The organism is Sphingopyxis sp. (genome assembly GCF_050725655.1).
Taxonomy (GTDB): Bacteria; Pseudomonadota; Alphaproteobacteria; order Sphingomonadales; family Sphingomonadaceae; genus Sphingopyxis.
In genome coordinates, this window is record NZ_JBOHHT010000056.1 from 1 (window position 1) to 10,912 (window position 10,912).

Consider the following 10,912-nt stretch of genomic DNA (forward strand, 5'->3'; position numbering starts at 1 on the left):
ACTTATATGGGTGCCATCGGTCTGGCGGCGCTTTCGAGCGTCGCCGCCACGCCGGCTTTTGCCGTCGGGACGACCGCAGGCACCACGATCACGAATACCGCCACCGTCGACTATCAGGTCGGCGGCGTCGCACAGGGACAGCAGTCGGCGTCGAACAATTTCACCGTCGACCGCAAGATCAACGTGCTTGTCGAAGAAGTCGCGAATCTCACGACGCCGGTCGTACCGGGGCAGGCCAATGCCGTCACAACCTTCCAGCTGACCAATACGTCGAACGAGACGCTCGACTTCGCGCTGACGGCCACGCAGCAGGTCGGTGGTACGGCCGCCCATACGGGAACCGATACGTTCAATGTCAACAATGTCCGCATCTATCGCGACAATACCGCGTCAGGAACGATCGGTAGCTGGGATGCCGGCGATACGCTGATCACCAACTATGTCGACGAACTCGTTGTCGACACGGCAATCCGCTTGTTCGTCGTTGCCGACATACCGGCGGGTCTCACGAACAATGCCATCGCTGGCGTGACGCTGCGCGCCACGGCGCGCGAGGGCGGTCTTGCCGGTACGCAGGGTGCGGCGATCACCGAAACCACCGGCGCGAACACCGCAGGCAAGGACACCGTCTTTGCCGACATCACGGCCGGCGTCGCAGGCGATGCCGTACGCGATGGCGCACACAGCGATAACGATGACTATACGGTGCAGACGGCAACGCTTGTAGTCACCAAGACCAGCCGCATCATCTCGGATCCGGTCAACTTCGCGGTGAACCCGAAGCTGATCCCGGGCGCGGTCATCGAATATTGTATCGCGGTCGCCAACACCGGTGCTGCCGCAGCAACCTCGGTGGTGATCAATGACCCGGTTCCGGGGCAGCTGACGTTCAATGCAGGCTCGATCCTGATGGGCGGCACGGTCACCAGCGGAACGTGCGATTTCAACGGCGGCGCGGGTGGCAGTTACGCGGAACCGAACGTGTCGGGGACGATTGCTTCGATCGCCGCGGGCACAGCCAGCACGCTCGTCTTCCGCGCGACCGTCAACTGATCGGGTAACCGATGGAGCAGCGGGTGCGGCCCAAAAACCGTCTCCCGCTGCTCCTTTCGGGGCTGATATGGCACTCCGCACGAAATTTTCCGGCCTTGTGACCGCCCTGGTCGCGGCAGCGATGCTGCCTGCGACACCCATGGCGCATGCGCAGGTGATCACGAACACCGCCTCGGCGCAGTGGACGCAGGACGGGCAGCCCGGCCATGCGCTGTCGAACCGTGTCGATGTGACCGTGACCGCGCGGCCGCCCGAGCGGCCGATGATCACCACATATCGGCTTACGAACGGCGGCGGAAATAGATCGGTGGCGCTCGCACCGACGCAGTGCAGCCGTCCCGCGGCACGCAGCGAAACGAGCACCATCGATCTCGGCGGTGTCTATGAGGGTATCTCCACTGCCCCGGCCTCCCTGCAAAGCACCGACAATTTCCGCGCCGGCGAAGTGCTGGTCGTCGGGGTTACGCTCGCATCGGCCAATGCCGATCCGCAGGCGCGCGACACCCTGCCTGTCGTCCTCGATCTCGAAAACGGTGATCGCGAGGCGATCATCCTGACCGAGACGGCGGTGGGCAGCGGCGAATTCGTCGGCATTATCAACACGATCGGCGTCCCGCCCGCCGTGGTCGCGGGCGACTGCCGCCTGTCGGTCGATCCGGGCACCCCGCTGGCGCTCCGCGTCACCGACCAGGCGAACGTCAGCCTCGTCGCGCTCGCGACGATCAACTTTCTCGTCGACCCGTTCGGTATCGTGTTCGACAGCGGCGACGGCGCGCCCGTCGCCGGAAGCCGCGTGACGATCGTCGACGCCGCGACGGGTCAGCCCGCGCAGGTGTTCGGCGACGACGGCGTATCGGCCTATCCGTCGAGCGTCGTTACCGGCCAGAGCGTTACCGATGCGGGGGGCATGACGTACAGCTTTCCGCCCGGCGATTATCGCTTCCCGTTCGTCGCGCCGGGGACCTATCGGCTGATCGTTGCGCCGCCGGCGCCCTACACCGCGCCGTCGACATCGAGCGCCGCCACGCTTGCGGGCCTGCGCCGCCCCGACGACGGCCAGCCATTCGAGATCACGGGCGCAAGCTATGGCAATGCGTTCACCCTCAGCAGCCCGGCGCCCGTCCGCGTCGACATTCCGGTCGATCAGCCCGGCCTGCCGTTGATCCTGCGCAAGACGACGTCGACACAGGTCGCGGTTCCCGGCGACGTGATCCAGTATCGCATCGAGGTCGCAAACCGCGACACGCGCCGCAACACCGGCGCGGTGACCATCCGCGACGTGCTGCCTGCCGGCATGCGCCTGCGCGCGGATACGGTGCGTGTCGATGGCGTTCGCGTCGATGCCGTGGTCGCAGCCAACGGCCGCGAGTTTGCCGTCACCCTGCCCGGCATCGCCGCGTCGCGTTCGGCGCTCCTCACCTATCTCGCCGAAGTCATCGTATCGGCGCAGCCGGGCAACGCGCTCAACCGCGCGACCGCCACCGACAATCGCGGTTCGACCAGCAACGTCGCCGAAGCGACAATTTCGATCAAACGCGACCAGCTCGGCGACCGCATGACGATCATCGGCCGGATCACCGACGGCGACTGCAGCGTCGATCCGGGCAAGGCCGACGGTATCATGGGCGTCCGCGTGATGCTTCAGGACGGCAGCTACACCGTTACAGACGAGGATGGCCGCTATCATTTCGAGGCTGTGCGTCCCGGCCTGCATGTCGTGCAGATCGATCCGTCGACGCTGCCGCTCGACCGCGCGGCGATCGACTGCGCACGCTCAACACAGAGCGCCGACAGCGCGATCTCGCGCTTCGTCGAGGGTCGCGGCGGCGCCCTGAAGCGCGCCGACTTCCGCGCCGTCGCCAGCGCGCCGCGCCCCGCGCCGGACCATGTCGCGGTCGAAGCGCCCAAGCTGCTGAGCGACCCCGAAGCCGCCGGCGCCAATCGCGACTGGCTTGCGGGCCAGACGCCTGGCATCGGCTGGCTCTTCCCCGACATCGACCATAATCCGCGCGCGAAGGCGATCCGCGCCGCGATCAAGCATGCTCCCGGCCAGACGGTGTCGCTCCGCGTCAACGGCAAACCCGCCGATGCGCTGACCTTCGAAGGCGTCAGCAAGTCCGCCGACGACAGCGTCGTGGTCAGCCTGTGGCGCGGCCTCGAAATTCGCGAGGGCGAAAACCGTCTCGTCGCCGAAGTGAAGGACGCGAGCGGCAACCTCGTCGAAACGCTCGAACGCAGCGTCCATTATTCGATCACCCCGATGCGCGCCGCGCTGATCCGCGAAAAGTCGGTGCTGGTCGCCGATGGCGTCACCCGCCCGGTGATCGCGGTCCGCCTGACCGACCGCGACAGCAAACCGATCCGCGCCGGACTGACGGGCGACTTCAGCGTCCCCGCCCCTTATTATCCCGCCGTCGAAGCCGACGCGCAGCAGGCGCGCCAGCTCGCCGGCCTCGAGCGCGCGCCGCCGGTGTGGAAGATCGATGGCGACGACGGCATCACCTATATCGAACTCGAACCGACGACAGCGTCGGGCACGCTCGCGATGGATTTCACCTTCCGCGACGACAAGGTGACGCGCAAGCAGACGATCGAAACATGGCTCGATCCGGGCAATCGTCCGTGGACCGTCGTCGGCTTTGCCGCGGGCACGCTCGGCTACAATACGCTGGGCGACCGGATGGAACCGGTGGCGGAAACGCTCGACGATCTCAACGCCGACGCGCGCCTTGCGCTCTACGGAAAGGGCCGCGTGCTTGGCAAATGGCTGATGACGCTGGCGTATGACAGCGACAAGGACAAGGACGACGCGCGGTTTGGCGGTGTCATCGACCCGCGCGCCTATTACACCATCTACGCCGACCGCAACGAGACGCGCTACGACGCCGCCTCGGTGCGCAAGCTCTATCTGCGCCTCGAACGCCCGCAATTTTATGCGATGTTCGGCGATATCGAGACGGGGATTTCGGAACCCGAACTCGCGCGCTACCAGCGCGCGCTCAACGGCGGCAAGGCCGAGTATCGCGGCCGTAACGTCGCGGCGACCGCCTTCGTCGCCGACACCCCCTACCGTTTCCGCCGCGACGAAATTCAGGGCAACGGCCTGACCGGCCCTTACCAGCTAGGCGCAAAGGACATATTGCCGAACAGCGAGCGGATCGTCATCGAGACGCGCGACCGGCTGCACAGCGAGCGCATCGTCGAGAGCGTCAGCCTGTCGCGCCATGTCGATTACGACATCGACTATCTGTCGGGCACGATCCGCTTCCGCGTGCCTGTGCTCAGCCGCTCGTCCAACCTCGACCCGCAATTCATCGTCGCCGAATATGAGGTCGATGGTGTCGGCCAACGCGTGCTCAACGCCGGCGGCCGCGTCAGCTATCAATCGAATGACGAAAAATTGCGCGTCGGCGCGACCTTCATCCACGACGAGGACGGCAACGCCAAGACCAACCTAGGCGGTGTCGATGCGCGCTATCGCCCCACCATCGAAACCGAAGTCCGCGCCGAACTCGCCGTCAGCGACGCAAAGGCAGTGAACGGCAGCGCAACCGCCGACGGCACCGCTAAGGCGTGGCTGATCGAGGCCGAGCATCACAGCAGCAACGCCGATTTCCTCGCCTATGTCCGCGAGCGCGAGGCGGGTTTCGGCACTGGCCAGCTCAACAGCGGCGAGAATGGGACGCGCAAATTCGGCTTCGATGCGCGGATGAAAGCCAGCCGCAATCTGTCGGTGACCGGCAGCGCCTGGCAGGAGGATTATCTCGACACCAATGCACGTCGCCGTGCCGCGCGCGCACTGGTCGAATATGACAATGGCACGACCGTCGCGCGCGCCGGACTGACCCACGCCGACGACCGCCTGACCGATGGCGCACGCAACCGGTCAAACATCGTGCAACTGGGTGCGACGCAGCGCCTGATGGGCAAGCGGCTCGAACTCGACGCGCAGACCGAATTCACGCTCGGCGGCAAGGATGCCAGCGTCGATTTCCCGACCCGCCACCGTCTCGGCGCGCGCTTTGCGATCAACCGCGACGTCAATCTGGTCGGCAGCTACGAAATCGCCGACGGTGACACGATCAAGGCACGCACGGCGCGGCTCGGCTTTGACCTGACGCCTTGGTCGGGCGCACGCCTGCTCGCGACCGCGAACCAGCAGGAGATTGGCGAATATGGCCCGCGCAGCTTTGCCGCCTATGGCCTCTCGCAGTCGCTGAAACTCGGCGAACGTTGGTCGGTCGATGTGTCGGTCGACGGCAACCGCACGATTGGCGGCATCCGCGCGGGCGATGTGCTCAACACCGAGCATCCGGTCGCGTCGGGCGGCTTCCTCGGCGGCAACGGAACATTGACCGAAGATTTCCTCGCTATCAGCACCGGTGCGACCTATCGCGCTGATCGCTGGACCCTCACCGGCCGCGCCGAATATCGCGATGGCGAGACTGCCAATCGTTATAGCCTGACCCTCGGCGGGCTCCGTCAGCTCGGTGAAGGCCGCGCGCTCGGTGCGCTCTTTACCTATGCGAAGGCGAGCGGCAGCGGCACGACGCCGACGACCGAGGTCATCAACTTCGAAATGAGCTGGGCGCACCGCCCCGCCGCGTCGCGCGTGTCGTGGCTGAACAAGAGCGAGTTCCGTTCGGACAAGGTCCGCGATGCTGTCGCCGGCCAGCCTGGCCCGATCGGCGGCGGCGCACTGACGATCGACGGCGATGCGACGAGCCGCCGTCTGCTCAACAGCCTGTCGGTCAACTGGACGCCGCTCGGCGACCGCGGGATCGGCAAAGGCGATGGCTGGTACGAACGCGCCGAGATCGGCTTCTTCTGGGGCACGCGTTATAATTTTGACCGCTTCGGCGCAGACGATGTGAAGGGCTGGTCGAACCTGATCGGCGCGGACTTCCGCTTCAACCTTGGCGAACATATCGATGTTGGCGCGTCGGGCACCGTCCGCGTCGGCACCGACGCCGATACCGTCAGCTGGGCGGGCGGCCCGACGGTGACGCTGGCGCCGATGAAGAACGCCAACATCACCTTCGGCTATAATTTCGCGGGCTTCCACGACCGCGATTTCGAGGACGCGCGCTTCTCGCGCTCGGGCGCCTATGTGACCTTCAAGCTGAAGTTCGACCAGACGAGTTTCGCGGGGCTGGGACTGTAGTCCATCCGCGTATGTAGCGAAGCAATCCGGGGCGAGCGTCCACTGCCCCGGATTGCTTCGTCGCTATGGTCTCGCAATCAGTCCGCGAACAGCAGGACCGGCGTTTCGACCAGTTTCTTGAGCGCCTGAACATAGCTCGCCGCATCCCAGCCGTCGACGACGCGGTGGTCGCAGCTGATCGACAGGTTCATGAGCTTTGCCCTGCGGATTTCGTCGCCGTCGAACACTGGGCGCTCGACGATCTTGTTCGGGCCGATGATCGCCACTTCGGGACGGTTGATCACGGGAGTCGTCGCGATGCCGCCGAGTGGGCCGAGCGACGTGACGGTCAGCGTGCCGCCGGTGAGTTCCTCGACCTTCGCCTTGCCGGTGCGAGCGGCTTCGGCGAGGCGGGTGATTTCGCTGGCGAGCTGCCAGACATTCTTGTCCTGCGCGTCGCGGATCACCGGCACCATCAGGCCGGCATCGGTCTGCGTCGCCATGCCGAGATGCACCGCGCCATAGCGCGTCACCACGCCGCCTTCGTCGTCGTAACGCGCGTTGATCATGGGGAACTCGGGGATCGTGCGGCAGATCGCGACGATCAGGAAGGGCAGCATCGTCAGCTTCGGCCGCCCGCCGCGATTGGCGTTGAGGTCGGCGCGCATCTCTTCGAGCGCGGTGACGTCCATTTCCTCGACATAGGTGAAATGCGGGATCGCGCGCTTCGAGGCCGCCATATTCTCGGCGATCTTGCGGCGCATGCCGATGACCTTGATCGGCTCGTCGGCGCGGGCGCGGCTTGCACCGGGGGCGTGATAGCCCTGTCCGCCGCTGTAGCGCAGGAAGGCGTCGAGGTCGGCGTGACGGACGCGGTCACCCTCGGCCTGCACCTGGCCGAGGTCGACGCCGAGATCCTTGGCGCGGGCGCGGACGGCGGGCGATGCGAGGACCTTCGCCTCTTTTCCCCTCCCGCTTGCGGGAGGGGTCGGGGGAGGGCTTGTTTCTTTGACTACCGGCGGCGGAGCAGATTCGACAGGCCCTCCCCCAGCCCCTCCCGCAAGCGGGAGGGGAGCGATTTCCTCGGCACCCGGCGTTTCCGCCACAACCTGCTGTTCGGCCGGCGTGTCGGCAGGCGGCGCATCGACCGTAGCCTCTTCGTCGGTCTCGATCACCGCGAGCGTCGAGCCAATCGGGATCAGGTCGCCGACCTCGCCCGCCAGTTCGACGACGATGCCAGAAACGGGCGATTCCATTTCGACGGTCGCCTTGTCGGTCATCATGTCGGCAAGCTGCGCGTCTTCCTCGACGCGCTCGCCGATCTTGACGTGCCAGGCGACGATTTCGGCTTCGGCAATGCCTTCGCCGATGTCGGGCAGACGGAATGAATAACGAGCCATGGCGTCAGTCCTTTTTTTCTATGGACCCCGGATCGCAGTCCGGGGCACGCGTGCTTGCCGTGATGCTCACGTCAATCTCGCATGATCTTGGTCAGCGCGGTCGCGATGCGCACCGGGCCGGGGAAATAGGCCCATTCAAGGCTATGCGGATACGGCGTGTCGAACCCGGTCACGCGTTCGACCGGCGCCTCGAGATGATAGAAGCAGCGTTCCTGCACCAGCGCCGCGAGTTCGGCGCCGAAGCCCGAGGTGCGCGTCGCTTCGTGGATGATCAGGCAGCGGCCGGTTTTCTTCACCGAGGTTTCGATCGCCCCGATATCGAGCGGCAGCAAGGTGCGCAGATCGATGATTTCGGCGTCGATGCCCATTTCCTCGACGATCGTCTTGGTGACATGGACCATCGTGCCATAAACGAGGATGGTGAGCGCTTCGCCGGAACGCACCGTCGCGGCCTTGCCGAGTTCGATGCGGTAATGGCCTTCGGGCACCGTGCTCGCGTCGTGCTTCGACCAGGGCTCGACCGGGCGGTCGTAATAGCCGCTGAACGGGCCGTTGTAGATGCGCTTGGGTTCGAGGAAGACGACGGGATCGTTATCTTCGATCGCTGCGATCAGCAGGCCCTTGGCGTCATAGGGGTTCGACGGGATGACCGTCTTCACACCGCAGATATGCGTCATGATGCTTTCGGGCGACTGGCTGTGCGTCTGGCCGCCGAAGATGCCGCCGCCGAAGGGCGTGCGCACCGTCATCGGGCAGATGAAGTCGCCCGCCGAACGATAACGCAAGCGCGCCGCCTCGCTGACGAGCTGATCGAGCCCCGGATAGATATAATCGGCGAACTGGATCTCGGGGACCGGACGCAGGCCATAAGCGCCCATGCCGACCGCCACGCCGATAATGCCGCATTCGTTGATCGGCGTGTCGAACACGCGCGTCTTGCCATGCTTTTTCTGCAGGCCCGCCGTGGCGCGGAACACGCCGCCGAAAAAGCCGACATCCTCACCCATCACGACCATGTTCGGGTCGCGTTCGAGCATGACGTCCATAGCGCTGTTGATCGCCTCGATCATGTTCATGGTTTTGGTTTCAGAGCTGGAAGATTCTGGCATCATTCGGGCTTCCAATTCGGGCCGAACTTGGCCTCTTGCTCGGCGAGCATCTGTGCACATTGTTCCTTGAGGTGCCAGGGCAGTTCTTCGAACACATCGTCGAACATCGTTTCGAACGGCTGGTGCATACCGTGGCCGAGGATGCCGAGCTTTTCGGATTGTTTCTGGGTCGTCTTGACCAGATCGTCGAGTTCCTTCGCCTGCGCCTCGTGACGTTCGGCATCCCATTCGCCGATCGTTTCGAGATGCTGACGAAGCCGCGCGATCGGGTCGCCGAGCGGCCAGGCAGTCGCCTCGTCGGCGGGACGATAGGCGCTCGGGTCGTCCGAGGTGCTGTGCCCTTCGCTGCGATAGGTGAAATGTTCGATCAGCGTCGGACCGTTGTTCGTCCGTGCCCGGTCCGCCGCCCACTGCGTCGCGGCATAGACCGCCAGCGGGTCGTTCCCGTCGATACGCAGCCCGGCGATGCCATAACCCACGGCGCGCGCCGCAAAGGTCGTGCGTTCGCTGCCGGCAAAGCCGGAGAAGCTGGAGATCGCCCACTGGTTGTTGACGACGTTGAAGATAACCGGCGCGTTATACACCGTCGCAAAGGTCAGCGCCGAGTGGAAATCGCCCTCGGCCGACGAGCCTTCGCCGCACCATACCGTCGCGATGCGGCTGTCGCCCTTCAACGCCGAGGCCATCGCCCAGCCCACCGCTTGTGGATATTGCGTCGCGAGGTTGCCCGATACGCTGAAGAAACCATGCTCGGGCGCCGAATACATGATCGGCAGCTGGCGGCCCATCAGGTGATCCCCGCGGTTCGAATAGATCTGGTTCATCATCTGGATCAGCGGATAATCGCGCGCGATCAAAATGCCCTGCTGGCGATAGCTGGGGAAACACATGTCGCCGCGGTCGAGCGCCATCGTCGAGGCGACCGAGGTCGCCTCTTCACCGGTGCACTTCATGTAAAAGCTGGTCTTGCCCTGCCGCTGGGCACGGAACATGCGGTCGTCGAATGCGCGGACAAGCATCATGTAGCGGAGCATGACGCGCAGCCGCTCGGGCGTCAGTTTCGGATCCCACTGCCCCTTCGCCACCCCGTCAAAATCGAGCACGCGGACGAGGCCATAGCTCAGCTCGCGCATCGCATCGGGCTTGGTCGCTTCGCTCGGGCGCGGGGTCGCTTCGACCGCGGGAACTTCGATATCGCCAAAGTCCGGCGTATCGCCGGGGCGATAGCGCGGTTCGGGGATATGAAGCGACAGCGGCGGCAAATTGCTCGCCGGGCGCCCCACCTCCTTTTGGGGGGTCGTCTCAGGCATATCTTCTTCCCTTTGACGGCGCGAATCGCGCCTAGTTATATTTCAACGTGACGACATAATATTACGGTCGCCATACGAATGCAACGGCGGCGCTCAAACTGCGACAGGCGCGGAAATATGCGCTTGCGGCGCATATTCCTCGACTGCGAAATCCTCGAACCGATAGTCGAAAATGCTCGGAGGCCGGCGAAGGATGCGCAGCTTTGGCGTCCCGCCCGGAACACGCGACAGCCGCTGCTCGACCAGCTCGGCGTGGTTCAGGTAGAGATGCACGTCGCCGCCGGTCCAGACGAGTTCATGAGCATGAAGTCCCGCCTGCTCCGCGACCATCCGCGTCAGCAACGCCGCTTCGAAAACATTGAAGGCTTTTCCGGTCAACGTGCCTTGGCTATGAATCGCTATTCCAGCTTGATGAGGCAGGGGGAGGCGCTGCGCCCCCGACATTGCTCGGCGCCTCCCCCTGCCCCTCACAACGCCAGCGGTTATATGACGACGGACCCAGCGCTCTGCGCTGGGTCCGGTCAACTCTAGGCGTCTTCCGCCATTCGTTTTCATCGCGATAATCATGGCCAATTGATACGGCTAGGCAGGATTCAAGTCTACGACTGAGACAAGCGCGGAAGGGCTAAGAAGGCGACGGCAAACAAAAGCGATCAATGTGCATATAGTATGTCGGGGGTTCACGCTGACGCCGCCGCGCCCGACACCCACCGGGAGGGGCATCGTTTTTGGCCCCTCTTGAACAGGTAGTGCCGAAACTTGAAATGTTTAGGACCAATCGACATTCAGCCCATGGCGGTCTGCAAATGGCAATTTCCCGTGCTTCCGGTGCTCGCGTACCAGATGTACGCTGCGCTCCGGGTCACGGAAAACCACCATTTTCGACTCACCCTGAGC

General features: G+C 64.5%; 6 protein-coding genes. 2 read left to right on the forward strand and 4 right to left on the reverse strand.

Going from position 1 to position 10,912, the window contains the following annotated elements; translation table 11 throughout:
* Window positions 1–1,053, forward strand: a 1,053-nt coding sequence (locus ACREBX_RS07805) for a hypothetical protein (RefSeq protein WP_431561189.1), incomplete at its 5' end; no start/stop codon positions are given.
* Between the two features lie 67 nt (window positions 1,054–1,120).
* Complete coding sequence (locus tag ACREBX_RS07810; protein WP_431561190.1) at window positions 1,121–6,217, forward strand: hypothetical protein; 5,097 nt, start codon at window positions 1,121–1,123, stop codon at window positions 6,215–6,217.
* A gap of 77 nt (window positions 6,218–6,294) precedes the next feature.
* Here the strand turns inward: ACREBX_RS07810 and ACREBX_RS07815 are convergent, their stop codons facing one another.
* The 4 genes from ACREBX_RS07815 to ACREBX_RS07830 all read right to left on the reverse strand — a co-directional run bounded on the left by ACREBX_RS07815 (window position 6,295) and on the right by ACREBX_RS07830 (window position 10,582).
* Complete coding sequence (locus ACREBX_RS07815; RefSeq protein WP_431561191.1) at window positions 6,295–7,596, reverse strand: dihydrolipoamide acetyltransferase family protein; 1,302 nt, start codon at window positions 7,594–7,596, stop codon at window positions 6,295–6,297.
* 71 nt (window positions 7,597–7,667) lie between these two features.
* Window positions 7,668–8,672: an alpha-ketoacid dehydrogenase subunit beta gene (locus ACREBX_RS07820; protein ID WP_431561192.1), complete on the reverse strand. Its 1,005-nt coding sequence runs from the start codon at window positions 8,670–8,672 to the stop codon at window positions 7,668–7,670.
* 32 nt (window positions 8,673–8,704) lie between these two features.
* On the reverse strand, window positions 8,705–10,015 hold the full coding sequence (locus ACREBX_RS07825) for a 3-methyl-2-oxobutanoate dehydrogenase (2-methylpropanoyl-transferring) subunit alpha (RefSeq protein WP_431561193.1): 1,311 nt from the start codon (window positions 10,013–10,015) through the stop codon (window positions 8,705–8,707).
* Window positions 10,016–10,108: 93 nt separating this feature from the next.
* A complete protein-coding gene (locus ACREBX_RS07830) occupies window positions 10,109–10,582 on the reverse strand; it encodes a thymidylate synthase (RefSeq protein WP_431561194.1) in 474 nt (157 codons plus the stop codon).
* Between the last annotated feature and the right edge of the window lie 330 nt (window positions 10,583–10,912).

What these genes read in the sequence shown, in the direction of transcription:
- ACREBX_RS07830 (WP_431561194.1), bottom strand. Translation starts at nt 10,582, where the DNA reads ATGATTATCGCGATGAAAACGAATGGCGGAAGACGCCTAGAGTTGACC.
- ACREBX_RS07810 (WP_431561190.1), top strand. Translation starts at nt 1,121, where the DNA reads ATGGCACTCCGCACGAAATTTTCCGGCCTTGTGACCGCCCTGGTCGCG.
- ACREBX_RS07815 (WP_431561191.1), bottom strand. Translation starts at nt 7,596, where the DNA reads ATGGCTCGTTATTCATTCCGTCTGCCCGACATCGGCGAAGGCATTGCC.
- ACREBX_RS07825 (WP_431561193.1), bottom strand. Translation starts at nt 10,015, where the DNA reads ATGCCTGAGACGACCCCCCAAAAGGAGGTGGGGCGCCCGGCGAGCAAT.
- ACREBX_RS07820 (WP_431561192.1), bottom strand. Translation starts at nt 8,672, where the DNA reads ATGAACATGATCGAGGCGATCAACAGCGCTATGGACGTCATGCTCGAA.